This is a genomic window from Bradyrhizobium sp. BEA-2-5 (assembly GCF_032918025.1).
Taxonomy (GTDB): domain Bacteria; phylum Pseudomonadota; class Alphaproteobacteria; order Rhizobiales; family Xanthobacteraceae; genus Bradyrhizobium; species Bradyrhizobium pachyrhizi.
In genome coordinates, this window is the sequence record NZ_CP136629.1 from 2358179 (window position 1) to 2381571 (window position 23393).

Annotated in this window: 26 protein-coding genes and 2 pseudogenes; 14 read left to right on the top strand and 14 right to left on the bottom strand. The window is 64.4% G+C overall.

The window, feature by feature from the left end; translation table 11 throughout:
• Positions 1-138: 138 nt before the first annotated feature.
• The gene (locus RX327_RS10980) at positions 139-2037 is read right to left on the bottom strand and encodes a diguanylate cyclase (protein WP_317250252.1); all 1899 of its coding nucleotides are present in this window, start codon (positions 2035-2037) and stop codon (positions 139-141) included.
• Between the two features lie 182 nt (positions 2038-2219).
• Between RX327_RS10980 and RX327_RS10985 the strand changes: the two genes are divergently transcribed.
• From RX327_RS10985 to sseA, 3 genes are all read left to right on the top strand, one after another.
• Complete coding sequence (locus tag RX327_RS10985) at positions 2220-3395, top strand: VWA domain-containing protein (protein ID WP_317250253.1); 1176 nt, start codon at positions 2220-2222, stop codon at positions 3393-3395.
• A gap of 127 nt (positions 3396-3522) precedes the next feature.
• A complete protein-coding gene (locus RX327_RS10990) occupies positions 3523-3939 on the top strand; it encodes a rhodanese-like domain-containing protein (RefSeq protein ID WP_317250254.1) in 417 nt (138 codons plus the stop codon).
• 117 nt (positions 3940-4056) lie between these two features.
• On the top strand, positions 4057-4914 hold the full coding sequence (gene sseA / locus RX327_RS10995; protein ID WP_317250255.1) for a 3-mercaptopyruvate sulfurtransferase: 858 nt from the start codon (positions 4057-4059) through the stop codon (positions 4912-4914).
• Positions 4915-4931: 17 nt separating this feature from the next.
• Here the strand turns inward: sseA and RX327_RS11000 are convergent, their stop codons facing one another.
• Positions 4932-5771, bottom strand: a complete 840-nt coding sequence (locus RX327_RS11000) for a hypothetical protein (RefSeq protein ID WP_317250256.1) — start codon at positions 5769-5771, stop codon at positions 4932-4934.
• Positions 5772-6100: 329 nt separating this feature from the next.
• Between RX327_RS11000 and RX327_RS11005 the strand changes: the two genes are divergently transcribed.
• Complete coding sequence (locus tag RX327_RS11005; protein WP_317250257.1) at positions 6101-7348, top strand: L,D-transpeptidase; 1248 nt, start codon at positions 6101-6103, stop codon at positions 7346-7348.
• A gap of 101 nt (positions 7349-7449) precedes the next feature.
• On the top strand, positions 7450-8193 hold the full coding sequence (locus RX327_RS11010) for a DUF4336 domain-containing protein (RefSeq protein WP_050387349.1): 744 nt from the start codon (positions 7450-7452) through the stop codon (positions 8191-8193).
• 18 nt (positions 8194-8211) lie between these two features.
• Here RX327_RS11010 and RX327_RS11015 read toward each other — a convergent pair.
• Together RX327_RS11015 and RX327_RS11020 are read right to left on the bottom strand one after the other, a co-directional pair.
• A pseudogene (locus RX327_RS11015) lies at positions 8212-9175 on the bottom strand (D-2-hydroxyacid dehydrogenase family protein).
• A 117-nt stretch (positions 9176-9292) separates the two neighbouring features.
• Entirely contained in the window at positions 9293-9544 is a 252-nt protein-coding gene (locus RX327_RS11020; RefSeq protein WP_028334817.1) for a hypothetical protein, read from the bottom strand.
• A gap of 273 nt (positions 9545-9817) precedes the next feature.
• Here RX327_RS11020 and ettA point away from each other — a divergent pair, with 273 nt between their 5' ends.
• Both ettA and RX327_RS11030 read left to right on the top strand, forming a co-directional pair.
• Complete coding sequence (gene ettA, locus RX327_RS11025) at positions 9818-11467, top strand: energy-dependent translational throttle protein EttA (protein ID WP_317250258.1); 1650 nt, start codon at positions 9818-9820, stop codon at positions 11465-11467.
• Between the two features lie 166 nt (positions 11468-11633).
• A complete protein-coding gene (locus tag RX327_RS11030; RefSeq protein ID WP_317250259.1) occupies positions 11634-12218 on the top strand; it encodes a TIGR00645 family protein in 585 nt (194 codons plus the stop codon).
• 20 nt (positions 12219-12238) lie between these two features.
• On the opposite strand, the gene RX327_RS11035 is transcribed toward RX327_RS11030, so the two are convergent.
• A complete protein-coding gene (locus RX327_RS11035) occupies positions 12239-13090 on the bottom strand; it encodes a toll/interleukin-1 receptor domain-containing protein (RefSeq protein ID WP_050387346.1) in 852 nt (283 codons plus the stop codon).
• Between the two features lie 82 nt (positions 13091-13172).
• On the opposite strand from RX327_RS11035, the gene RX327_RS11040 reads away from it, so the two are divergent.
• A complete protein-coding gene (locus tag RX327_RS11040) occupies positions 13173-14399 on the top strand; it encodes a lytic murein transglycosylase (protein WP_317250260.1) in 1227 nt (408 codons plus the stop codon).
• Positions 14400-14493: 94 nt separating this feature from the next.
• Here RX327_RS11040 and RX327_RS11045 read toward each other — a convergent pair whose 3' ends face one another.
• Positions 14494-14778, bottom strand: coding sequence for a hypothetical protein (locus tag RX327_RS11045; RefSeq protein ID WP_016843728.1), 285 nt, complete (start codon positions 14776-14778; stop codon positions 14494-14496).
• 236 nt (positions 14779-15014) lie between these two features.
• The gene (locus RX327_RS11050) at positions 15015-15320 is read right to left on the bottom strand and encodes a hypothetical protein (protein ID WP_016843729.1); all 306 of its coding nucleotides are present in this window, start codon (positions 15318-15320) and stop codon (positions 15015-15017) included.
• Between the two features lie 391 nt (positions 15321-15711).
• Here RX327_RS11050 and RX327_RS11055 point away from each other — a divergent pair, with 391 nt between their 5' ends.
• Positions 15712-15984, top strand: a complete 273-nt coding sequence (locus tag RX327_RS11055) for a bacterioferritin-associated ferredoxin (RefSeq protein ID WP_028334823.1) — start codon at positions 15712-15714, stop codon at positions 15982-15984.
• Positions 15985-16173: 189 nt separating this feature from the next.
• Complete coding sequence (gene bfr, locus RX327_RS11060; protein ID WP_317250261.1) at positions 16174-16662, top strand: bacterioferritin; 489 nt, start codon at positions 16174-16176, stop codon at positions 16660-16662.
• A 100-nt stretch (positions 16663-16762) separates the two neighbouring features.
• On the opposite strand, the gene RX327_RS11065 is transcribed toward bfr, so the two are convergent.
• The 5 genes and pseudogenes from RX327_RS11065 to RX327_RS11085 all read right to left on the bottom strand — a co-directional run bounded on the left by RX327_RS11065 (position 16763) and on the right by RX327_RS11085 (position 19824).
• Entirely contained in the window at positions 16763-17170 is a 408-nt protein-coding gene (locus RX327_RS11065) for a hypothetical protein (RefSeq protein WP_063779990.1), read from the bottom strand.
• A 215-nt stretch (positions 17171-17385) separates the two neighbouring features.
• Positions 17386-17739: a hypothetical protein gene (locus RX327_RS11070; RefSeq protein WP_317250262.1), complete on the bottom strand. Its 354-nt coding sequence runs from the start codon at positions 17737-17739 to the stop codon at positions 17386-17388.
• A 152-nt stretch (positions 17740-17891) separates the two neighbouring features.
• Positions 17892-18215, bottom strand: coding sequence for an MmcQ/YjbR family DNA-binding protein (locus tag RX327_RS11075; RefSeq protein ID WP_050387343.1), 324 nt, complete (start codon positions 18213-18215; stop codon positions 17892-17894).
• A 40-nt stretch (positions 18216-18255) separates the two neighbouring features.
• A pseudogene (locus RX327_RS11080) lies at positions 18256-19311 on the bottom strand (alpha/beta fold hydrolase).
• A gap of 111 nt (positions 19312-19422) precedes the next feature.
• Positions 19423-19824 (bottom strand): nuclear transport factor 2 family protein, encoded by a 402-nt coding sequence (locus RX327_RS11085; protein WP_244482601.1) that lies wholly within the window; start codon positions 19822-19824, stop codon positions 19423-19425.
• 139 nt (positions 19825-19963) lie between these two features.
• On the opposite strand from RX327_RS11085, the gene RX327_RS11090 reads away from it, so the two are divergent.
• Positions 19964-20653: an ArsR/SmtB family transcription factor gene (locus RX327_RS11090; protein WP_152977900.1), complete on the top strand. Its 690-nt coding sequence runs from the start codon at positions 19964-19966 to the stop codon at positions 20651-20653.
• Between the two features lie 15 nt (positions 20654-20668).
• Here RX327_RS11090 and RX327_RS11095 read toward each other — a convergent pair whose 3' ends face one another.
• Positions 20669-20914 carry a DUF2188 domain-containing protein gene (locus RX327_RS11095; RefSeq protein WP_016840968.1) on the bottom strand — a complete coding sequence of 82 codons (246 nt, stop codon included), beginning with the start codon at positions 20912-20914 and terminating at the stop codon, positions 20669-20671.
• A gap of 119 nt (positions 20915-21033) precedes the next feature.
• Here RX327_RS11095 and RX327_RS11100 point away from each other — a divergent pair, with 119 nt between their 5' ends.
• Together RX327_RS11100 and RX327_RS11105 are read left to right on the top strand one after the other, a co-directional pair.
• On the top strand, positions 21034-21300 hold the full coding sequence (locus RX327_RS11100) for a DUF2277 domain-containing protein (RefSeq protein ID WP_317250263.1): 267 nt from the start codon (positions 21034-21036) through the stop codon (positions 21298-21300).
• Between the two features lie 86 nt (positions 21301-21386).
• Entirely contained in the window at positions 21387-21611 is a 225-nt protein-coding gene (locus RX327_RS11105) for a hypothetical protein (protein WP_028334831.1), read from the top strand.
• Between the two features lie 56 nt (positions 21612-21667).
• Here the strand turns inward: RX327_RS11105 and RX327_RS11110 are convergent, their stop codons facing one another.
• Complete coding sequence (locus RX327_RS11110; RefSeq protein ID WP_050387341.1) at positions 21668-22195, bottom strand: collagen-like protein; 528 nt, start codon at positions 22193-22195, stop codon at positions 21668-21670.
• A gap of 130 nt (positions 22196-22325) precedes the next feature.
• On the opposite strand from RX327_RS11110, the gene RX327_RS11115 reads away from it, so the two are divergent.
• Positions 22326-23321: a hypothetical protein gene (locus RX327_RS11115; protein ID WP_317250264.1), complete on the top strand. Its 996-nt coding sequence runs from the start codon at positions 22326-22328 to the stop codon at positions 23319-23321.
• Positions 23322-23393: the final 72 nt, after the last annotated feature.

The window sequence follows — 23393 nt, forward strand, 5'->3', positions numbered from 1 at the left end:
CACGAAACGACCGCTCTCGCAGCGGTCGCATGTCCTCTCCGATATCTTGTCCGGTACAATTCTAGTTGAAAAAGCCGGGCGGTCTAGCGCGGATTCCGCAGCGCAGCGGTACCTAGACGGCACCGGGCGCATAGTATGTCAGGCGTACTGTTTCCGCCCCGCGGAATGATTGTCACCCGCGAGCGACGAGGCCAGCACCGTGCGGTCGCGTCCCGAACGTTTCGCCTCATAGAGCGCAAGATCGGCCCGGCCGAGCAGTTCGGTCTCGCTCGCGGTCGCGGCCGACCGGCTGGCGATCCCGAGGCTGATCGAAACCACGCCGCGGCGCGCGGCCGGATTGGCCATCGCCAGCGACCGTACCGTGAGGCGCATCGCCTCGGCGACCTTCAGTGCATCCTGCTCGCCGACGCCGGGCAGGATGATCGCGAACTCCTCGCCGCCGTATCGCGCCGCCAGCGCCGTGGTGTTGTCGGTGGCGCCCGCGATCACGCGCGCCACGCGCCGCAGGCATTCGTCGCCGGCCTGGTGACCTTGCGTGTCGTTGAAACCCTTGAAGTGATCGATGTCGAGCATAATCAGCGAGATCTGCTCCCGATCGCGGAACTCGCGCGGCAGCGCGCTGTCGAAGCTGCGGCGATTGGCGAGCGCGGTCAGGCCATCGGTGGTCGCAAGCTCGGACAGGCGGATGTTCAGCGCGTTGAGCTCGTCCTCCATCTTGCGGCGCTCGGTCACGTCGCGCAGCACGCCGACGACCTCGATGGCTTGGTGATCTTCCGCCGCGCCCGCAAGCTTGAAATTAATCTCGACCCAGACCTCGCTGCCGTTGGCGCGGAAGGTCTTGAATTCGACGGTCTTGGTGGTGGTCCAGTTGGTCAATTCCGATGTCGCTTTGGCGACGTCGGCGAGATGATCGGGGTGCACGAACTCGAAGCAGGATTTGCCGATCAGATCGTCCGGCTTGCGGCCGAGGATGGTCTCGACCGATTGCGACACGAACAGGAAGCTGCCGTTACGGTCCAGCAGGATCACCACATCGGCGATGTTGTCGGCCAGCAGCCGGTAGCGTGCCTCGCGTTCCCTGAGCATCCGCGCGACCCTGGTGCGCTTGGCAAACTCCTTGCCGAGCAGGATCGCGAACAGGATGACGCCTCCCATCAGGATGACGGCGACAAGCAGGTCGTTGCGCAAATCGTCATGCCATGCGGCGAGAACCTGGGCTTCCGGCAAGGCGACGGTGACCACGATCGGATATTGCGAAGCGCGCTCGAAGCCAAGATATTTGACGCGTCCGTCGAACGGCGATGTGGTTTTCGTGTAGCCCGTCCGGTCCTGCTCGATCCTCGCCTTGAAAGCCGCGGAAACCTCCTTGTTCCACTTGCCCGCCGGCCAGTGCGCCAAGACCATGCCGTCGAGCCGAAGCAGGGTAATTCCGGCATGCGGACCGAATTTGAAGGCTTGATAGAAGTTGTCGAAATAGCTTGTCTCGATGGTCGCGAACAACACGCCGCCGAAGCCGCCATCCTCCCTGGTGACGCGTCGCGAGAGTACGATGGTCGGCTGACCGGTCAGCCGCGACTGCAATGGCTCGCTGATATGCAGCAATGCATCTGTCGAGTCGCGATGGCCGATGAAATAGCCGCGATCGGCATTGTTGTGCGCTGGCAGCTCCGCGGCCGACGAGTAGATCCTGTTGCCGTCGGGGTCGATCACGCCGATCTCCTTGATCTGCGGCAGCGCGTCGGCGGTCTTGCGCAGCGCCGCGTTGAAGCGGTCGACGCGCGGCTTCTGGTATTTCAGCAGATCCACCATGGCGTTCATGGCCACGTCGATCGCCTGGACCGAATGCGAGGCGTGTTCCGCCAGCGAGTGGGTCAGGTTGCGGATGTCGCGCTCGCCCTGGGCCAGCGCCGTGGTGCGCGCCTCGACCGCCTTCCAGATCAACAGACCCAGCACGAATATGCTCATGGCCGCCACCACGGCGGCGACGATCGCTGTCGGCGAAAACAGTTTCGGCAGCTTGGCAGGGCTGTTGGACAAGTCGGTCGGGTCCACTGGCGTCGTGTCGCCTCCAGTGATCAACGCCCGATCTTAATGTCACGTTTCGCCGCCGGGAGCCGAAGCTGGCCGGGGTGGTTAAGTGAAAGTGAATGGCTGATCCGCAGCCGCAACCGGGGGAGGGGCCCTTGACGGCACCGGCAGGGCGGGCGATTTAAGTAAATATGTTCCTGCAGTTTTTCACCTCTCTGCGCGACGCGCAGGTCCCCGTGACGCTGCGCGAATACCTCACGCTGATGGAGGCGCTCGACGCTGACCTCGCGGACTACACGGTCGAGAATTTCTATTATCTGTCGCGCGCCTCCCTGGTGAAGGACGAGCGCAACCTCGACAAGTTCGACCGGGTCTTCGGCACGGTGTTCAAGGGGCTGGAAAGCCTGCTCGAGGCCATGGACAAGGCCGAGATCCCCGAGGAGTGGCTGAAGAAGCTCGCCGAGAAATACCTGACGGAAGAAGAGAAGAAGCAGATCGAGGCCATGGGCTGGGACAAGCTCATGGAGACCTTGAAGAAGCGCCTCGAGGAGCAGAAGGGCCGGCACCAGGGCGGCTCGAAGTGGATCGGCACCGCCGGCACCTCGCCGTTCGGCGCCCATGGCTACAATCCCGAAGGCGTGCGCATCGGCCAGGAGAAGAACCGCAACAACCGCGCCGTGAAGGTGTGGGACAAGCGCGAGTTCAAAGATCTCGACGGCAATGTCGAGCTCGGCATCCGCAACATCAAGGTGGCGCTGCGCCGGCTGCGCAAGTTCGCGCGCACCGGCGCGCCCGACGAGCTCGATCTCGACACCACGATTCGCGAGACCGCCAATCACGGCTATCTCGACGTGCACATGCGCCCCGAGCGGCGCAATGCGGTGAAGCTGCTGGTGTTCTTCGACATCGGCGGCTCGATGGACGCGCATATCGAGCAGGTCGAGGAGCTGTTCTCGGCGGCGAAGAGCGAGTTCAAGCACATGGAGTATTTCTACTTCCACAATTGCCTCTATGAAGGCGTGTGGAAGCAGAACAAGCGCCGCTTCACCGACCGCACGCCGACCTGGGACGTGCTGCACAAATACCCGCACGACTACAAGGTGGTGTTCGTCGGCGACGCCTCGATGTCGCCTTACGAGATCATGGTGCCCGGCGGCTCGGTCGAGCACGTCAACGAGGAGCCGGGCTCGGTCTGGCTCGATCGCATCATCCGTACCTATCCGCACAGCGTGTGGCTGAACCCGGTGCAGCAGAAGCACTGGGACTATTCGGAATCGACCACCATCATCCGCCGCCTGTTCTCCGAGCGCATGTATCCGATCACGATCGAAGGTCTGGAGAACGCGATGCGGGAGCTGGTGCGCTGACTTTGATTTCGTCATTCCGGGGCGCGAAGCGAACTCGGAATCTCGAGATTCCGGATCAGCCGCGTTGCGTCCGTCCGGAATGACGGTGGCAGAAAACGCGAAAGCACAAAGACAAAGGGAGTAACCCATGCCCCAGACCATCACCCGCGGCATCAAGGCGCTGATCGACGAGGCCAATGCCGAGATCGAGACCCTCACCGCCAAGGACGCCATCACGCTGATCTCCAAGAACGGTGACGTCGTCATCGTCGACATCCGCGACCCCCGCGAGATCGAGCGCGACGGCCGCATCCCCGGCGCTTTCGCCTGCACCCGCGGCATGCTCGAATTCTGGATCGATCCGCAGAGCCCGTACGCAAAGCCGATCTTCCAGGAGGACAAGAAATTCGTCTTCCACTGCGCCGGCGGCCTGCGCTCCGCGCTCGCGGCCAAGACCGCGCAGGACATGGGCCTCAAGCCCGTCGCCCACATCGCCGGCGGCTACGCCGCCTGGCGCGACGCCGGCGGTCCGACGGAGAAATGGGAGCCGAAGAAGAAGGGGTGAACGCCCCATCCACCGTCATTCCGGGCGCGACGCAGTCGCGAGCCGGAATCCAGAGGTTGTCTTGCGAGATTCCGGGTTCTCGCTGCGCGAGCCCCGGAATGACGAAGGAAATGCCGAATGACGACGACCGACGATCCGCTCGTTTCGACCGAATGGCTGGCTGCGCATCTGGGCGACGCCAACGTCAAGATCCTCGACGCCAGCTTCAAGCTGCCGGGCGTCTTGCCGCTGCCGAAGGACGACTATCTCGCCGCGCACCTGCCGGGCGCGGTGTTCTTCGACGTCGATGCGGTGTCGGATCATTCCAATCCGCTGCCGCACATGTTTCCGAGCGCCGAGCAGTTCGGCCGCGATGTCGGCAATCTCGGTATCGGAAATAGCGACACCGTCGTGATCTACGATGCCGGCGGCTGGGTCGCAGCGCCGCGCGCCTGGTGGATGTTCCTGTCCTACGGCCACGGCAATGTGCGCATCCTCAATGGCGGCCTGAAGAAGTGGCGTGCCGAGGGCCGCCGCGTGGAGAGTGGCGAGGTCAAGCCGAAGCCTGCGACGTTCAAGGCCAGCTATGATTCAAACCGCGTGCGCAGCATGCAGCAGCTGGTCGCCAATGTCGAAAGCCGCAAGGAGCAGGTGATCGATGCGCGCGCCGCCGACCGTTTCGAGGGCCGCGCGCCCGAGCCGCGTCCGGGCATCCGCTCCGGGCACATCCCCGGCGCGCGCAACGTGCCCTACAACCTGCTGTTCGATGCCGCGACCGGCGAGATGAAGCCGCTCGAGGAGCTGCGCACCGTCTTCACGGGCGCCGGCGTCAAGCTCGATGCGCCGATCGTCACGAGCTGCGGCTCCGGCGTCTCCGCCGGCGTGCTGACGCTCGCGCTCTATCGCCTGGGGATTACCGACACCGCGCTCTATGACGGCTCCTGGTCGGAATGGGGCCAGGCCGGCGGCCCGCCGATCGCGACGGGGCCGGCGTAACAGGTCATTCCTGCTTGCTAGCGCCGGGTGAGCGGCACCAGGGTCGGCTGGCCGAACGGATCGAGCTGCTGCTGAACGACCTGCCGAACCGGCTGCGCGCGGACGATCCGCCGCCGCTCCTTGCGATGTGCCGGCTTGCTGACCGCGCTGCGCACCGGCTTCTTCGCCTCAGCGGCCTTCGGCGCCACCGGCGCTTCGGCAACAACTTCGGGCCCGCCCAGCGTTGCGATCCTGGTCGCGGCCGCCATCGCCTCGGGTGACGGCGGCGGGGCGGGCTCGGGCGCTGCCATCGCGGGTGCCGGCGGCGGAAGCGCTGGCTCGCTGGGGCCGGGCGGATCGGCGACGGCGGCGACCTTGTCCTCGGTGGCCCCCGGTGCGGCTTCGGCGGCAGCGGGCGTCGGCTCCGATGCCGGCGACGGATCTGCGGTCGGAATCTGCGCCGCGCTGTCGGCGGGCTGAGCTGGCGCGGGGGTCTCCGTGGCTTGGGCTTCCGGCTTCGGCGGGGCGGTCGGGACCGGATCATCCGCCGTCACGGCGGCGACCTTCTCCGGCTCGGCTGCAGGGCTGATTTCAGCGGGAGCAGCCGGTTGTTCGGACGCGGCCGGCTCGGACGGGGCTGCCGGAGTTTCGGTCGTCACCTTGTCGGCGGCGGGCGGGTCGACCCGGACCATGGCAAGCACTGGCGGGGTCTCGGGCTGCTGCGCGAATTGCGGCTCGGGCGGCGGCGCCCGGCGGGCCGGAATGCTTGCGAACTCTTCATGCGCCGCGCGAAACAGCGCGGCTGCCCCTAACCCGAACACCAGAAGCGAGCTCGCCAGCACGATCGCGGCGAACAGAAAACGAAGGCCGGGGAGCATGGGCGCGGGTTCCCCCTTCTGCGGGAGGGTCTTCGATGTCGAGGGAACGCGGTGACCACACAAGAAAGCCGGCGTCGCGAGCGCGAATCAGGCCAATTCGAAGATATCGCAACGTCCCGGCACTGTTTGTTACAAAATGCGGGTGATTGATGACTTTGGCCATCTGGACGGACTTTGCCGACCCGTGAGACATCATTGCCGCAGCGTTGACGCGAAATCACAAAAGGCCCGGAATAGCCCGGGTTTCGCGGATTTGTCTTGAATGCGCCGCTATCTTCCTGCATTGGGCCGTTAACAGTCCGGTGTGGCTTGGGGACTATAACAGAGCAATGATGATCAACCGCATTCTGACGATTTGCGCTGCCGCGGCTCTCGGCGTGGCAGGAACCTCGCTTGCGCATGCGCAGCAGGGTTATCCGGCGCCCCAGGGCACCGCCTATTCGACGGCGCCCCAGCCCTACCCCCCCCAGGGCAGCATGCCGGATTTCGACGCTCTCAATGACGATGACGGGCAGGATTCGGCTGCACTGCCGCCGCCCGGTCCGGTGCTGTCGCCGAACGATCCGCGCTATGGCCGTCCGGCGAATGCGCCCACCTATTCCGATCGTGGCGCGCCGACCGGCCCCGTGATGTCGCCGGACGATCCGCGCTATGGCCGTCCGATGAATGCTCCTCCGGTCTATTCCGACCGTGGTGCGCCGACTGGGCCGGTGATGTCGCCCGATGATCCCCGCTATGGCCGTCCGATGGGGCCGCCGCCGGTGATCTACGGCGATCGTCCGGGTGCGCAACAAGCTAACCGCGACAATGGCGTTCCGGCCGCCGGTGTTTCCTACGGCGACGACCGCGGCGGCCTGCGTCCGCCCGAGGGCGTTACCGGAGCCGTGCCGCAGCAGCAGGCGCCGGTCGATGCCAATGGCAAGCCGGTGCAGATCGCGGCGCTGCCGCCGGACGAGCAGCCCGAAGACGCGCCGGTGCAGCTGCCGCCGAACCTGCGCCGCCAGGAGGTCGCGTTCCAGACCAAGGAGCCGGCCGGCACGCTCGTGGTCGATACGCCCAACACCTATCTCTATTACGTGCTCGGAGGCGGCCGTGCGATCCGCTACGGCGTCCGCGTCGGCCGCGACGGTTTCACCTGGACCGGCGTGCAGAAGATCACCCGCAAGGCCGAATGGCCGGATTGGCATCCGCCGACCGAGATGATCGAGCGTCAGCCCTACCTGCCGCGCTTCATGGCCGGCGGCCCGGGCAATCCGCTTGGCGCCCGCGCGATGTATCTCGGCTCGACCGTCTATCGCATCCACGGCACCAACCAGCCCTCGACGATCGGCAAGTTCGTCTCCTCCGGCTGCATCGGCATGCTCAACGAGGACGTCTCCGACCTGTTCGATCGCGTCAAGGTCGGCACCCGCGTGGTGGTGATGCCGGGTGGTCCGCCGCCGGGAACGGCGACCGCTTCTGCCGCGCCTCCAAACCCGATGGCTCCCGCGTCGGCTCAGGCTCAGGCGGCGGCGCCGCTGCCCGGCACGCAGCCGACCACGGTGCAGCCGCTGCCCGCACCGGTGACGGTGCGCTAGGCCAACCGGCAAGTTCATCATTGAAAAAGGCGCGCGAACAGCGCGCCTTTTTTGTTGCAACGAGCCGCGCATCTCCACGTTGCCGCCTGGGAGGCAATGCGATGCAGGACGTCTGCGAGACCTATCCGCCGCTGAATGCGCCAAAGCCTGTCGCCGATGACGTATGGATGATCGATGGTCCGATCATCCGGTTCGGCCCGCGCTGGTTCAAGATGCCGTTTCCAACGCGCGCGACGATCCTTCGTCTGCCGGGTGGGCGTCTGTTCATTCACTCGCCGACACCATTGCTGGCGGAACTCAAGGCCGCAGTCGTCAAGCTGGGCGCACCGCGCTGGATCATCGGTCCGAATCGTCTGCACTATTGGTGGATTCCGAAATGGCATGCTGCCTATCCCGACGCGCGCATCTTCCTTGCGCCCGGGATCAAGCAACAGGCGGGCAGTGGGCTGACCTTCGAAGGCGAGCCACTGGAACGATCATCCGGTTATCCCTGGGATGAGTGGATCGCGACGCTGCCGGTGGCAGGCAGCTACATGACGGAGGTCGTGTTCTTCCATCTGCCGTCGCGGACATTGCTGCTGACGGACCTGATCGAGAATTTTGAGGCCGGGCGCGTTCGCTCGCCGTTGATGCGGTTCCTGATCTGGCTCGGCGGCGTGCGCGATCCTGACGGCAGCACGCCAACGGATCTGCGCTCGACCTTCCTGCAGGACAGGGACGCGATGAAGGCCGCGGTCGCCCGCATGATCGAATGGGATCCGGAGCGGATTATCCTCGCCCACGGGCGCTGGTATGACCGGGACGGCCGCGCCGAGCTCGAACGCGCGTTCCGCTGGCTCGGCTAGCCGCAGTGAATGCCGCTGTCAGGCCAGGCGCCGCGGCGGCTCGTTGCCCTTGGTGAAGGCATCGATGCACTCGACCATCTGCTGATAATGCGCCTGCAGGCTCTCGCGCGTCGCATAGCCGAGATGCGGCGTGATCACGACGTTGTCGAGCTTGCGCAGCGGGTGATCCGACCGGCAGCGGCTCGACCGAGAACACGTCCAAGCCGGCGCCTGCGATCCTCCTCTGCTGCAGCGCTTCGAGCAGCGCCTGCTCGTCCACGATCGGCCCGCGCGCGGTGTTGACGAGAAAGGCGGTCGGCTTCATCCGCGCGAGATCGGCAGCTCCAACCAGCCCGCGCGAACGCTCGCTCAGCACCACATGGATAGTGACGATATCGGCCTTGGCGAACAGCTCCTCCTTGCTGGCGTAGCCGACGCCGGCCTCCTTGCACTTCTCCGGCGTGAGGTTCGGGCTCCAGGCGATCACGTTCATGCCGAACGGTCTCGCAATGCCCGCCATCTTGCTGCCGAGCTTGCCGAGCCCGACGATGCCGAGCGTCAAGCCCTCGATCTCGACGCCGGCAAAGCTCTGCCAGGGCTCGCCGGCATGCATGCGTGCATTCTCGCGGCCGATGCCGCGGGTCAGCTCCAGGATCAGGCCCATGGTGAGCGGCGCCGTCGGGTCGCGGTTATATTGGGTGCCGCACAACACCACCTTGCGGTCCTTGGCGGCCTCCATGTCGATCGAAGCGTTGCGCATGCCTGATGTCAGCAGCAGCTTCAGCTTCGGCAGCTTGTCGAACAGGCTCTTGGGAAAAGCGGTGCGCTCGCGCATCGCGCAGATGACGTCGAAGTCCTTCAGCTTCGTTGCCGCTTCCGCCTCGCTCGCGAACGGCTTGTCGAACACGGTGACGTCGACCCGGTCCTTGACCTTCGGCCAGTCGGCCACCGAAAGCGCGATGTCAAAATAGTCGTCGAGGATTGCACAGCGGAGCCGCGTCATCGGGGAGGTCCATTCAGGGTGAGGACGACGGCGGGAGATCAACCGTCGGGATACCCGTCATGGTCGCGCGCAATCGGCAGGCGCGCAAGCGGCCGCGGTTTCAAAAAGCGGCGATTGTCACACGCGCGGCGACGGCTTCTGCGTCTTCGTGGCGCGGATATCGGCGAGCATCGAGCGGACTGCCGGCGACAGCGCCATCTGCTTGGCGCGGCAGGCTGGACCGGGGCCGCGCATATAGTGCAGTTCCGGCCGGTAGGGATTGAAAGCCCTGGCGACGAAGGCGCGCCAAAATGCGCTGAATTCGGCGAACAGCGTCGCCTCGGCCTTGGTCGCCGGGCGCGAAAGGGGTGCTGAAATGATGGTAGCCATGACGTGGCCTCAACTGTTTTGGCCGCGGTTCTGCCGCGAAAATCGCCGTTTTTCGGCGTTGAGAACGAGTTTTGGTCTGATTTATTAAAAGATGGTTTCAATTGTCGTGATTCGGCGCACACATGGCGTCGAACCCGTAATCACCCGTGGTGAAGCCGCGAAACGTGGTGAACGGACGGAAAACAGAGGTCCCGCGGTTGCGCTTTCGGGGGCCGGCCGTTACATCGGCGGCAGCAAAATTTCCACAAATCGGATCAATTCCAGGGACAGCGGATGGCGCGCCAGTTCATCTATTTCATGCAGGGCCTGACCAAGAGCTACCCGACCCGGAAGGTGCTCGATAACATCCACCTGAGCTTCTACCCCGATGCCAAGATCGGCGTGCTCGGCGTCAACGGCTCGGGCAAGTCGACGCTGCTCAAGATCATGGCTGGCCTCGACAAGGAGTACACCGGCGAGGCCTGGGTCGCAGAGGGCGCCCGCGTCGGCTATCTCGAACAGGAGCCACAGCTCGATCCCAAGCTGTCCGTGCGCGAGAACGTCATGCAGGGCGTCGCCAAGCAGAAGGCGATCCTCGATCGCTACAACGAACTCGCGGTCAACTATTCCGACGAGACCGCCGACGAGATGACCAAGCTCCAGGATGAGATCGAGGCCCAGGGCCTGTGGGATCTCGACAGCAAGGTCGACCAGGCCATGGACGCGCTGCGATGTCCGCCCGACGATGCCGACGTGACCAAGCTCTCCGGCGGCGAACGCCGCCGCGTCGCGCTGTGCAAGCTGCTGCTCGACCAGCCCGAACTCCTGCTGCTGGACGAACCGACCAACCATCTCGACGCCGAGTCCGTGTCGTGGCTGGAAGGCCATCTGCGCAACTATCCCGGTGCGATCCTGATCGTCACCCACGACCGCTACTTCCTCGACAACGTCACCGGCTGGATCCTCGAGCTCGATCGCGGCCGCGGAATTCCCTACGAGGGCAACTACTCGTCCTGGCTGGTGCAGAAGCAAAAGCGCCTGGAGCAGGAGGGACGCGAGGACGCGGCGCACCAGAAGACGCTCGCCCGCGAGCAGGAATGGGTCGCGTCTTCGCCGAAGGCGCGCCAAGCCAAGTCGAAGGCACGCTATCAGCGCTACGAGGAGCTGCTCAAGAAGGCGAGCGAGAAGCAGACCCAGACTGCGCAGATCATCATTCCGGTCGCCGAGCGGCTCGGCGCCAACGTGGTCGACTTCGAAGGCCTCAGCAAAGGTTTTGGCGATCGCCTCCTGATCGACAATCTCACGTTCAAGCTGCCGCCCGGCGGCATCGTCGGCGTGATCGGCCCGAACGGCGCCGGCAAGACCACGCTGTTCAAGATGATCACCGGCCAGGAGAAGCCGGACGCAGGCACGATCACTGTCGGCGAGACCGTGCATCTCGGCTATGTCGACCAGTCGCGCGATGCGCTCGACGGCAAGAAGACCGTCTGGGAGGAGATCTCCGGCGGCAACGAGCTGATCCTGCTCGGCAAGAAGGAAGTGAACTCGCGCGGCTATTGCTCGGCGTTCAACTTCAAGGGCGCGGACCAGCAGAAGAAGGTCGGCGCGCTCTCCGGCGGTGAACGCAACCGCGTTCATCTCGCCAAGATGCTGAAGTCCGGCTCCAACGTGCTGCTGCTCGACGAGCCGACCAACGACCTCGACGTCGACACGCTACGCGCGCTCGAAGAGGCGCTGGAGGACTTCGCCGGCTGCGCCGTTATCATCAGCCACGATCGCTGGTTCCTCGACCGTATCGCGACCCACATCCTGGCCTTCGAAGGCGACAGCCATGTCGAATGGTTCGAGGGCAACTTCCAGGATTACGAGAAGGACAAGATGCGCCGCCTCGGCCAGGACAGCATCATCCCGCACCGCGTGAAGTACAAGAAGCTGACGCGCTGATTGGTTCAAGCGGTCGAGCGCGGCCATCGTGCCGCGTTCGACCGTTGCTCGTTGGCAGGATCGTGACGGCACCGCGGCGCAATCTGCGGCCAGTTGTCGCTTTTCAAGCGCGCGGGATTGCGTAGATAGAGCGCTCCGCAATTTTTAATCCTGCGAGCACTCCAACATGTCCGCTGTTTCAGATGCGCGCACCCCCCTGAAGGGCCGGTCGCTGCGTCCCGTTCCGAAGCTGATCTTCGGCTCGCGCTGGCTCCAATTGCCGCTCTATGTCGGCCTCATCGTCGCTCAGGCCGTCTATGTGCTGTTGTTCCTGAAGGAGCTCTGGCATCTGGTCGTGCACTCGTTCGACGCCAGCGAGCAGCAGATCATGCTGGTCGTGCTCGGGCTGATCGATGTGGTCATGATCTCGAACCTGCTGATCATGGTGATCGTGGGCGGCTACGAGACCTTCGTTTCACGGCTGAACCTGGCCGGGCATCCCGACGAGCCGGAATGGCTCGGCCACGTCAATGCCAGCGTGCTCAAGATCAAGCTCGCGATGGCGATCATCGGCATTTCCTCGATCCATTTGCTGCGCACCTTCATAGAGGCCGGTGCGCTGTCGTCAGGCAAGGGCAACTACACCGAGACCGGCGTGATGTGGCAGACCATCATCCACTGCGTCTTCATCCTGTCGGCGATCGGCATCGCCATCGTCGACAAGCTGTCGAACGACTCGATCGAAGGCGCCAAGCAACAGGTTGGGCATTAGGGATGAACGGCGGCGCGGCGTCACCGCGCCGCGCGCGAGCCAAACAGTGCCGGCGCGGATCTGCCGAGCCATTCGGGGATTTGCGCCGCGCCGCGCGGAAATCCGCGGGCCATCGCGAGGACGAACGCGGTCTGCCAGACGCCGAACAGCACCGGCCAGCCCGGCAAGGTCGGCAGCCTGACGATCGCGCCGCAAACCGTTCCGGCTGCGATGGCCGCGATCCACGCCGCCGTCGTGATCGCGACCACCAGCGCCAGCTGAAACCTGTCCCTGGCGCCAAACATCACATTGCAGGTCGCGATCGCCGCGCCGAATATCACGCCGGGCAGGATCGTGATGCCGCCGGGGTCGGAGGCGACGAACGAATATTGCAGGACGTTGAGCGCATAAGTGGTGGCCAGGGTACACACGACGGCCGACGCAAGCGACAGCACGGCGAACGGCAAATTCGATCGGTCGCGCGACTGCTCGAATTTGGCTTCCAGCATGCGATCGACGGTGGCCCGTGTCTCGGCGGCCGCGCTGCCCTGAGGTTCGAGGATCGTGACCGCCTTGAGATAGGTCGGAACCTGGTCGAGCGGGGTCGACGCCATCATCACCGACAGCACGCGATTGCTGGGGTTCGGCCATTTGTTCCGGGCAAAGGCGAGCTCGCTCAGCGAGTAGCGTCCCCTGGTCACCGATCCCGGACTGATCAGGAACACCATAAAATCGCTGCTTTCGATGGCTTTTTCGACGCGCGCATCGAAGCTGTCGCCCGGCGGAAGATCGTCGTGCGAAAAGAAAACGTCATGGTCGCAATTGCGCAGGGACTGGGCGATGCTGTCAGCCTGCGATTCCAGTTCGGAGGGAAATGACAGAAATATGCGCATGGCAAACTTACCACCCAGAATTGAATTCTGACAATTGCCGAATCCGCGTTGCAATGCCCGTTTCCGCAGGGTGAGATCGATCATGAAATGGCCAGCCACCATCGTCGCATTCGCGGTGCTGCTGTGTGCGCCGCTGCCAGCATTCGCCGCCGATGCTGCGTTCACCCAGTTCATCGCCTCGCTGTGGCCGGAGGCCAAGGCCGCCGGCGTGTCGCGCGAGACCTTCGATCGCGAGACACGCTCGCTCGAGCCTGATTACAAGCTGCCCGACCTGCTTCTGCCGGGCCGGCCTGCGACCGGCGCGCCGTCGCAGGCCGAGTTCGTGCAGGTGCCGGCCGATTACGTCAGGGAAGCGTCGATCGCGCGGCTCGCCGGCGAGGGGCAGCGGCTGCTGCAAAAATATCGCTCCTCGCTCGATGCGATCGAGAAGCGGTTCGGCGTCCCGGCCACCGTCGTGCTGGCGATCTGGGGCCGCGAGACCGATTACGGGCGCTATTCGCTGCCCTACGACACGCTGCGCGTGGTGGCGACGCAAGCCTATGTCGGACGTCGCAAGGACCAGTATCGCAACGAGTTCATCCTCTCGCTCAAGATTCTCGGCGAGGGCGTGGTGACGCGCAAGGACATGCGCTCGTCCTGGGCCGGCGCCACCGGGCTGACGCAGTTCCTGCCGTCGGAATATTACAAGCATGGCGTCGACTTCGACGGCGATGGCCGCATCGATATCTGGCACTCCGTGCCGGATGCGCTGGCCTCCGCCGCGCAGCAGCTTGTCAACAAGGGCTGGCAGAGTGGCCTCCGCTGGGCCTATGAGGTGCAGGCGCCCGCGAAGGTCGATTGCACCACGGGCGTACCGGAGGTGACGAAGCCGATCGGTCAATGGCTGCGCGAAGGCTTTGTGCCGGTGCGTGGCCAGAAACTCGGTGCCGCCGAGCAGGCGCAGCAGGCCTCGCTGCTCCAGCCCGAAGGCATCTACGGCCCGTCCTTCCTGACCACCAGGAACTACTTCGTCATCAAGGAATACAATTTCTCCGACCTCTACGTGCTGTTCGTCGGGCATCTCAGCGACCGCATGACCAGCCCGCTGCCATTCGCAACGCCGTGGTCGGCTTCGAAGCAGCTGCGCACGAAAGACGTCGAGACCATGCAGCGCGAGCTGACGCGTATCGGGCTCTACAAGGACAAGATCGACGGCAAGGCCGGCATGCAGACGCGCGCCGCGCTCGGCGCCTATCAGAAGTCGGCGGGCCTCAAGGTCGATTGCTGGCCGAGCGAAGAGGTGCTGCGCTCGATGCACGGGCAGCGCTGATCGGGCTGGCTCGCAAGACCGCCTGGTGGCGTAAAAGCAAAACCCGGCCGCGAGGCCGGGTTTTCGAGTGTGATGCTGAAAACGTGTCGGTCGATCAGTCGCAAACCTGGATGCGACGGAAGCGCCAGCCGTAACCGTCCCAGAAGCGCTCACGAACCATGCGGCACGGGGCCTCTTCGACGTAAACCGGTGCCGGTGCGACATAGACCGGGGCGGGGCGAGCGCCTGCGATAGCGCCGCCCAGCAGGGCGCCGCCGATCAGGCCGCCGGCAACGCCGGCTGCGACGGCGCCGCCGTCACCAGCCTTGGCAGCCGGAGCAACGGCCAGCGAACCGGCAATCGTGGTAACGGCGACAAGGGCAGCTAAAGTCTTCTTCATGTCTTTGGCTCTCCTGGAAGGTGGTGGCGTCGTGGTTCGGCGCCGGGTTGAGGTGACTCGCACGCTGATCTCGAACTGCTGTCTTGCTAAACAGCGCAGAACAGTCAACCGAAAGTAAACGTCCGCAGGCTGATCGCGCAGAAAAGCGGTTTTTTCTGGCCATCTGCAGCAGATGTCCCGGAGAAACAGTCGGTTTTCCGGGACATTTGGTTCGATTTAATCGAGATGAACGGCGATCAATCGCAAACGCGGACGCTGCGAACGCGCCAGGTGTAGCCGTCCCAGAACCGCTGGCGCTGCCAGAAGCAGTCGGGACCATAACCGGGCTCGGCGACATAGGCCGGACCGGGCGCATAGTAGCCGTAGCCGGGACCGTAGTAGCGGTTCTGCGATGCGATCGCGCCACCGACGATGGCGCCACCGATCAATCCCGCAGCAACGCCGGCGGCGACACCGCGTTGTGCCTGGGCGGGGGCGGGCACCGCCACAGTCGAAGCCGCCACAGCGGCAACGGCGCAAAGCGCCAGCAATGTCTTCTTCATGGCCTCACCTTTCTCGCGGCAGCAGGGACAGCGTGCATTGGCGATCTGTCTCACTGGAGGGTTCCATATTCACCTTGAATGATCAATGAACGACGCCGCCGCATTCGCGACCAAATGCTTGCAGCTTTTGCAATATCTTGCAACGCACGAGCCCGACAGTGCCGCGGCGAGGCGTGTGCTCATGGGGGCCGGCGGCGAAGGAAGCGGTTATTGGCCCGTCAGCCACCCGGCGGGTGTCGGATTCCTGACCTCCGACCGATTTAGACTCATTCCAATATGAATCCCACATCAGTTTGGAATTGCTACAAAAACCGCTTTTTCCTTTTGCATCGCGCGGGAGCCGACAATATCCATATTGCCAAGCATCACCGTTGGACCCCGCCTTTCTCCGATGATTGTCTGTTCCTGTAACGTCCTCAGCGACCACGATGTCCGCAATGCCGTCAATGGCGGTGGGTCCGTGACACGAAATGCCAAGCAGGTGTACGGCTGCCTCGGCTGCAGTGCCGAATGCGGCCGCTGCGCGCGCACCATCAAGGCGATCATCGACGAGGCGCTCGGTCCCTGCGCCAAGGCCTGCTGCTCCGGCTGCCCCCACAGCAGCCATCCTCACGCCGCCAACGAGGACGCCGAGCCGGCCGAATTCGCGCTCGCGGCCTGCTAAAGCTTCTTATTTCGACGCATTTCCTGGCGCGAACCGGCTTCCGCTTCGCTGGAAGACGCTGCGCCAAATCCTTCGAATCCGGTTATCCACGCGCTGTTTCTGCGAAGGGTTGCTCTTGCCGGTAATCTCATTTAGAAACGTTCTAAGTTTAGCGTCGGCCAAGGTTGGCCGCGACAGGTGGAGTGAACCATGCAGGGCGACGCGAAGGTCATCGACTATCTCAACAAGGCACTGCGTCACGAGCTGACTGCGATCAATCAGTACTGGCTGCACTACCGCTTCCTCGACAATTGGGGCCTGCTGGACATGGCCAAGGTCTGGCGCAAGGAGTCCATCGAGGAGATGGAGCATGCCGACAAGCTCACCGCGCGCATCCTGTTCCTCGACGGCTTTCCGAACATGCAGGTGCTGGATCCCCTGCGCATCGGCCAGAACGTCAAGGAGATCATCGAATGCGATCTCGCCGCCGAGATGAGCGCGCGTGCGCTCTACCAGGAAGCGGCGACCTACTGCCACGGCGCCAAGGACTACGTCACGCGTGACCTGTTCGAGAAGCTGATGAGCGACGAGGAGCACCACATCGACTTCCTCGAAACCCAGCTCGACCTGATTGGTCGCATCGGTCTCGAACTCTACACCCAGAAGCACGTCGGTCATCTGAAGGGCGAGGATTCCTGACCGGCTGTCAGCCGGCGCGCCGAGCGTCTGCCAAAATACGAGAGGCCGTCCTTGCGGGCGGCCTCTTTTGTTTTTGCGATTCTGATTGGGGCGAAGCTTCTCAGTAGCACCGCGTGATGTTGACGGTGCGGTCGCCGCCGCGGCCGGGCACCGTGACGCTCTCTGTGGGGCAGCTCGACACATAGGGCCGGTCCGACGGCACCACGGCCGGCGGATAGCGATGCGCCCAATCCCAGGGCACGTCCTGGGTGTAGGTGTAACGGACGTCGCTCGAGACCGGCGCCGGGACCTCGGCAGCGTAGGGAACGCCCGCCGCGCCATCATAATATCCGCCCGCGTCCGGCAACACGATGCCGGGCACCCGTACATGATGGCGGAAGGCTGGATGATGCGAGGAGAACGTGCCGCGCGCTGCGGATCCGGATCTCGCATAGGTTTCGGTCGGGTAAGCAAGCAGCAGCGCTGCAACGCCAAGGGAAACGCCAAGGGAAACGCCAAGGGACGCCATCAGCGCCCCAGTTGTTCGATACGCCAACCTTCGAAAGCTCATGGCACGCACCAACTCGCGGTTACGGAGCATTTCTGCAGACGCTAGGCCGCGCCTCACGGCGCCCGCAAACTCATCCTTAATTATTGGTTAAAAAGTAAGGTTAACAGAGAGTAACTGTTTCAAATTGGCGCGATCCCGCGCGCGGGGCTTCCCGCGCAAGCGGCGGGCGCCGTTCAGACGGCATCCGCCGGCACGAAGCAACTGATGATGATGGCGCCGCGATGGTGGACGTACCACACCACGGCCTGGCCCACGGGATTCCCGCGGTCGCGGATGATGGCGCGCGCGGGCACCTCCATCCATTGTCCGTCGATCGGCACCCAATAGGCGCCGCCGCGCACGTCGTATTCGGTGCGATGGCCATCGGAGATGTCGCAGCAGGGCACGCCGTTCGGCGCGATCACGCTCTTGAACCAGGCGCGGATATCGGGCGGGACGTGGTCGTATTGGCCGTTGTCGAACGCCAGTGCAGCGCCCGCCATCATGGCGAGCCACGCAAGCACCGCGACGTGCGTGAGCCTTCGCATTGCCTTCCCCCGGCGAAAACTTCTACGTGACCCGCGCATAGCGTCACGCGAATCCGGTGTTTGCGCGATTAGGCACGAACCGCGCGCGAGATGCATGCTCAAAGAATCAGCGAATCCGCGTGTCTGCTTGATGCAGTGCGAGATGGTTGCGCTCAGATTGGCTGCTTCGCGCGCCCCTTCTTCGCGGCCTTCACCGCGATATTGTCCCGCGCCATTTTGAGTGCGCTGCGCAGCGTGACGTGATCCGCTTTCGCGAGGCGGACATTGGTGCTGCCGCTCTTGCCCCAGCCGCCCGGCACCGGCCGGAAGACCTCCGGCTCGGCCTCGACCACCATCGCCTGCTGCTCGGGTGTCAGCTTCACCATGCCCCAATCCTGGTCGGGATAGCCGAGCGTCGCGAAGATGCGCTTGCCGACGCGGAAATCGGTTGTGCCGTGATGCGCGCCTTCAACAACCTCGGGCAGGTCGAGCGCGATGCGGCGGAAGCATCAGCGGACATTGCCCTGACCTCGATGACTACATCGTCGGCGCCGTTTGCAACAGTTCCTGCAAGTGCCCGGCATAGAACCTCGCATCGCCGGTGGTGAGATGGCCGCGTGTCTCGCTGCTTGCCGGGATCAGATCAATCTTGCCGTTCTTGATCCGCTTCACTGCAGCTTCGGTGACGCCGGTCTCCGGCGGGTTGCGTTCATCGTCGGCGGCATTGATGGCAAGCAGGGTTGCCTCGATCTTCTCCAGTCCGGCGGAGGGATCGTAGTCGTGCGAGGCCTCCCATTGATAGATGTAGTCGTTGGCATCCGCGGTGACCGGCAGCGCCAGCTGGTCGTCCACCATCTTGTCGGCCTGCGCTGCGGTGGGCGCCAGCGCCTGGTAATTGAGCGTGCCGCCGGCACTGGCGAAGCGATAGGCGGCGATGGCGTATTTCATCATCCGCGGTTGGCTGGTGTAGTTGCCGCCATTGTAGTCGGGATCGTTGCGGATCGTTTCCAGCATCGTCCGCCGCAGCATCCAGTTGCGTGCTGCCATCGCTGATGGCTGCGAGGCCATCGGCACCAGCACGTCCATCATCCGTGGATACCGCACGCCCCAGATCCAGGTGTGCATGCCGCCCATCGAGTTGCCGATCACGAGCCGCAGATGCTTGATGCCGAGCCCTTCGGTGACGAGCCTATATTGCGCGTCGACCATGTCGTTGTAGTCGTATTACGGAAAGCTCGTCCGCATCGCGTCCGACGGCTTCGACGATTTGCCGTGCCCGATGCCATCAGGGATGATGATGTAGTATTTCGCCGCGTCGAGCGGCTGGCCGGGGCCGAACAACTGGCCGGCAAAGGTCGGCGTCAGCATGCTGGCGGCCGAGCCGCCGGAGCCGTGCAGCACCAGCACCGGCTGTCCGGTCGGCGCGCCGACCGTGGTGTAGTGCAGCCGCAGTTCCGGCATCACCTCGCCGCTGTGAAACTTGAAGTCCTTTGCGGTCCACTCGCCGTCCTGCGGCGTGGGGTAATCTGCAGCCATGGCCGGTACCGATATCGAGACGAGAGCGGCCACGAGCGCCGCGCACCAACGGATCATCATGCTTCTTCCCACGCGCGGCGCGCTTGTCCAGCCGCTTCGGTGCAAGCCTAGCATGGGGGAAGGAGATGTCCGAGAGCACGTCGGCACGGCTGGCGAAGATGTGTTCGGCTAGCTCTCCTTGAGTACGTTCAGCGCATACCATCCCCAATAGACGCGATGACGCTGGATCAGGCCGTCATCGATCTCCATGACCTCGACCAGATCCATCTGATCGCCGTCCGGAGACTGCCGCGGATATTCCCAGGTAAGAACGCGGCCGTCGCTGAAGAAACCCTGCTTGAAGCGCCGCCGTTGCGGCGGGTTGGTGCGGAACACGCGCGCGATGAACTCGCGCAGCGGCTCACGGCCCTGCACGATCCCGTCTTTGGTCTGCATCAAATGCTGGACCAGCGGGCTCTCGATCGAGGCGCCGGCTGCGTAGAGCGTGAGCGCCGCCTCGAGGTCCTTGTTGCCGAGCGCTTCATCCCAGAGCCGGTAGATGCGTTCCGCGTCGTTGCTGTCAGCTGTCATGATTGTTCCCTTGCGTTTCGTCGACTGCCGCCCATTTGAGCGGAAGAGGCCGTCGCGACGTTTCAGGAAAATCTGAAATGAGCTGCGTGGCACAGCGCATGTGGGCAGGACGCTTCGGCGCGATCTGGAGGACGATACGGTGGGATCATCCCAAGCGTTGCAGACGGGATTTTCGCGGATCGCCGAGGCCTTGGGCGATCCGGTGCGCGAGGCGATGGTCAGTGCGCTGGCCGACGGCAAGGCGCTGCCGGCGGGCGAGCTTGCTGCGGTTGCCGGCATTTCGCCGCAGGGCGCGAGCGCGCATCTGCAGAAGCTGGTCGACGCCCGCGTGCTGTCGGTTTGGGCACAGGGCAGGTTCAGATATTACCGGATCAGGGACGACGACGTCGCGGCGCTGATCGAGAACCTCGTCGATCTTGCGGCCAAGGCCACCGTCGGGCGGCGGCGTGCGATGCCGGCCGAGCAGCTCAGGCAATCGCGCACCTGCTACCACCACCTTGCGGGTCAGCTCGGCGTGTTGCTGTCGAATGCGTTGATCCGCCGCCGCCTCGTCGTGATCGATGGCCGCAATGGTCGCGTGACCGAGCAGGGGTTGGCCTGGTGCCGGGCCGAGGCGATCGATTTCGATCCGGCGCGGCAGCCGCATCTGCGGCTCTGCAATGACTGGACCGAGCGCGTGCCGCATCTCGCCGGTCCGTTTGCCAATGCCGTGCTGGCGCGGCTGGTCGAGATGCGCGGCGTTGCGCCGCATCGGATTCCGCGCGCATTGCGGATCACCGAGCGGGGGCGGGCGTTCTTCGACCGGCTTGGCGTCCAGGTTCCGTTCTGAAGGCGACGAGGTGAGCTAGCGGCCGTCCTCGACCTCGGTCTCCGGGCGGTCGTTGCCGGATGCGGTTTCGGTCAACCATTTGCCGTCCGACGTCTCGTACTGGATCGCCTCGGTGCGGCCGGGGACGCGCTGCTCGTTGGCGGCGCGTCGGGCAGCGGCGAGTGCCGCGGCGTGGGTAGGAAATGGTTCCGAGAACACCCCGTTGACGGTATAGGCCCAGCCGCCGTCGTGCTGGACGACCTTGTAGATCACGTGGCTCATCCGGAACCTCGCTCCACCGTGGACGATGACACTGCCAGAATAGACCACGATGTCGTATTTTGCAGCAGCCGATCGTCCTTGAGAGAGCCGCCCCGTTGCTGCGGGCGAGGGAGACCGACATGTGCCGCAATATCAAGACGCTGTTCAACTTCGAGCCGCCCGCCACCGAGGACGAGATTCACGCCTCGGCGCTGCAATTCGTGCGCAGACTGTCCGGCTTCAACAAGCCGTCGCAGTCCAATGAGGCCGCCTTCAACCTCGCCGTGACCGAGGTCTCGAACGCTGCGCGCAAGCTCCTGATCTCGTTGCAGACCACGGCACCAGCGCGCGATCGCGAGGTGGAGGCGGAGAAGGCGAAGGAGCGTTCGCGCCTGCGGTTTGGCTGAGGGCGGGGGCGTACCGTGATGCAGATCACGGTACCGCTTCGCGCGTCCGGGCATCGGTCCCGTTCACCCGATCCCGGAGCGACGCCATGAAGCCTGCCCTGCTCACGTCCTGTTCGATTGCGTTCGCCGTGCTCTGGACCTGCGGCATGCTGTGGTCGAGCGGGACGATCGACCTTGCCAACGTCATCATCTTGTCGGCCTGCGGGGCGCTCGCGGGCGTTGCCTGGTATTACGCCATGCGCTGGGTCTTCCAGCTCATGCACCTCGCTCGACCCTCCGATCCTCCGGCCAATCCGGGCGCGGAGCAGTAGGCATCGGACGCGACACGGACAGAGCTGGCCGTGTCGCCGCGCCAGGACAGGAAGGATTACTTCTTGTCCTTCTTGCGGTGCTTCTTCTTTTTCTTGTAATCGTCGTCCTCGTCGTCATCTTCCGCGAAGTCGATGGCGTCGACGTCAAGCGCGATCGCCTCCGCCGCCGCGCGCTCGACGGCATCGCGCTCGGCGAACTCGGCGGCTTCGCGCTCCTTGGTGCGCTTGTAGTCTTCCCAGGCGTCGAAGATCATGTGCAGCCACGGCATCACCTGCTCGATCGACGGCAATTGTCCGGGCGGGCCGGCTTCACCGCGCGGGCCGGCCGGTCCCTGCGGTCCCTGTGGGCCAGCTTCGCCGCGCGGACCCTGCACGCCCGCCTTGCCTTGTGCTCCCGGCTTGCCCTGGGCGCCTGCCTTTCCAACCAGTCCGGGCTTGCCCTGCGGACCCGGCTTGCCGCGCGCACCTTCCGGCCCCGGCCGCCCCGGATGCCCTTGCGGACCGGGCCGGCCCGGCTCGCCCTGACGACCCTGCGGTCCCTGCGCCCCTCGTGACCCCTGGCGGGAGATTGTCTCGTCAGCCACTGATATGCTCCGTCGCGATTTCAAGCCGCTTGTAACAGAGGTTGGATGACGGCTTCAATTCTGCGCGGCGCGGCCGATGCAAGCGATCAACAGTCATAATTCGATGCGAAGATTGCGACGGGAGGACGCGTTGCGGATTCTGAACGACAGGCGCGGGGCAGTTGCAGGTGACGCAACAGGGGCGCTGACGTTCGACATCGTGGTGACGCGGCACGATCTGCGCGATGAAGCGGCGTTTCGCAACACCGGCGTCCTCGATCTGTATGCCGAGCTGTTTCCTCCGAACGAGCGCGACGCCCCCGACGACATTGTGCGCTGGGTGCTGTCAGATGATGTCGGCGAGCGGCGAGAGTTCAGCGTCGGCGGTCCGAAGCTGTCATATTGCCTCGACTCGCGCTGCTTCATCTTGCGCGCGGAGGCGCGCGCGATCGGCCTCGGCTTCTTCACCTACGATCACGCAAGCGAGCTGATCTACTGCAACTATGTCGGCGTCGCGAAGGCGTGGCGCGGCGGCGGCCTGGCGGGCCGATTCTATCGCGAGATGATCGAGATGCTCGACGCCCTGTTTCCACGCAATATCGGCGTGGTGCTCGAGGTCGAGCCGTATGATCGCGATCGCCTGGCGGCGATCATCGGCGATCTCGAACGGACGGGCGTGAGGCAGCTCGCAGCGGATCAACAGACCGAGATTCGCAGATTGCTGCGCGTCAGCTGGTACGACAAGCTCGGCTATTGCTTCTTTTGCGACGCGCGCGGCATGCAGCCGCTTGAGTGCCGCTCGCCATGCCTCGATCCATCGCTATTGCCATCCGCTTGGGTCGGCGCGGAGGAAAACTATTGGTTGGCATGGCAGTCGCGGACCGGCGCGCCCTCGGCGGAGGGCGAGCGCGCGGGTGAGCTCTGGCAAAGAGCCGTCGCTGCGATCTATGTCGAGATCCTCGCAAAATCGCTGGTCGACGACGATCCGAAGGGGCGGCGCGACTATTGGGACTATGCGACGGCGCTGGTCGCGCAGACGCTGCAACGGGCCGCGACGACCGAGGTGCGTCTCGCTCGCTGCCTCGATGCCGACGGCAGCGAGCTATTGTCGCGCTGGCGGTGGCTTGCGATCGATCTGCCGATCTAGCGTCGACGTGCCGCTAAAGCGTGATGCGATCGGGTTGGATCGTCATCACGCTTAGCTCGTTGTCCAAGCATG

Coding starts and splice junctions, on each gene's coding strand:
- RX327_RS11040 (WP_317250260.1), top strand. CDS start 13,173: ATGAAATGGCCAGCCACCATCGTCGCATTCGCGGTGCTGCTGTGTGCG.
- bfr (WP_317250261.1), top strand. CDS start 16,174: ATGCAGGGCGACGCGAAGGTCATCGACTATCTCAACAAGGCACTGCGT.
- RX327_RS11045 (WP_016843728.1), bottom strand. CDS start 14,778: ATGAAGAAGACTTTAGCTGCCCTTGTCGCCGTTACCACGATTGCCGGT.
- RX327_RS11070 (WP_317250262.1), bottom strand. CDS start 17,739: ATGCGAAGGCTCACGCACGTCGCGGTGCTTGCGTGGCTCGCCATGATG.
- sseA (WP_317250255.1), top strand. CDS start 4,057: ATGACGACGACCGACGATCCGCTCGTTTCGACCGAATGGCTGGCTGCG.
- RX327_RS11035 (WP_050387346.1), bottom strand. CDS start 13,090: ATGCGCATATTTCTGTCATTTCCCTCCGAACTGGAATCGCAGGCTGAC.
- RX327_RS11020 (WP_028334817.1), bottom strand. CDS start 9,544: ATGGCTACCATCATTTCAGCACCCCTTTCGCGCCCGGCGACCAAGGCC.
- RX327_RS11095 (WP_016840968.1), bottom strand. CDS start 20,914: ATGAGCCACGTGATCTACAAGGTCGTCCAGCACGACGGCGGCTGGGCC.
- RX327_RS11085 (WP_244482601.1), bottom strand. CDS start 19,824: ATGACAGCTGACAGCAACGACGCGGAACGCATCTACCGGCTCTGGGAT.
- RX327_RS11010 (WP_050387349.1), top strand. CDS start 7,450: ATGCAGGACGTCTGCGAGACCTATCCGCCGCTGAATGCGCCAAAGCCT.
- RX327_RS10985 (WP_317250253.1), top strand. CDS start 2,220: ATGTTCCTGCAGTTTTTCACCTCTCTGCGCGACGCGCAGGTCCCCGTG.
- RX327_RS11055 (WP_028334823.1), top strand. CDS start 15,712: ATGATTGTCTGTTCCTGTAACGTCCTCAGCGACCACGATGTCCGCAAT.
- RX327_RS11105 (WP_028334831.1), top strand. CDS start 21,387: ATGAAGCCTGCCCTGCTCACGTCCTGTTCGATTGCGTTCGCCGTGCTC.
- RX327_RS11005 (WP_317250257.1), top strand. CDS start 6,101: ATGATGATCAACCGCATTCTGACGATTTGCGCTGCCGCGGCTCTCGGC.
- RX327_RS11050 (WP_016843729.1), bottom strand. CDS start 15,320: ATGAAGAAGACATTGCTGGCGCTTTGCGCCGTTGCCGCTGTGGCGGCT.
- RX327_RS11000 (WP_317250256.1), bottom strand. CDS start 5,771: ATGCTCCCCGGCCTTCGTTTTCTGTTCGCCGCGATCGTGCTGGCGAGC.
- RX327_RS11100 (WP_317250263.1), top strand. CDS start 21,034: ATGTGCCGCAATATCAAGACGCTGTTCAACTTCGAGCCGCCCGCCACC.
- RX327_RS11065 (WP_063779990.1), bottom strand. CDS start 17,170: ATGGCGTCCCTTGGCGTTTCCCTTGGCGTTTCCCTTGGCGTTGCAGCG.
- ettA (WP_317250258.1), top strand. CDS start 9,818: ATGGCGCGCCAGTTCATCTATTTCATGCAGGGCCTGACCAAGAGCTAC.
- RX327_RS11030 (WP_317250259.1), top strand. CDS start 11,634: ATGTCCGCTGTTTCAGATGCGCGCACCCCCCTGAAGGGCCGGTCGCTG.
- RX327_RS10990 (WP_317250254.1), top strand. CDS start 3,523: ATGCCCCAGACCATCACCCGCGGCATCAAGGCGCTGATCGACGAGGCC.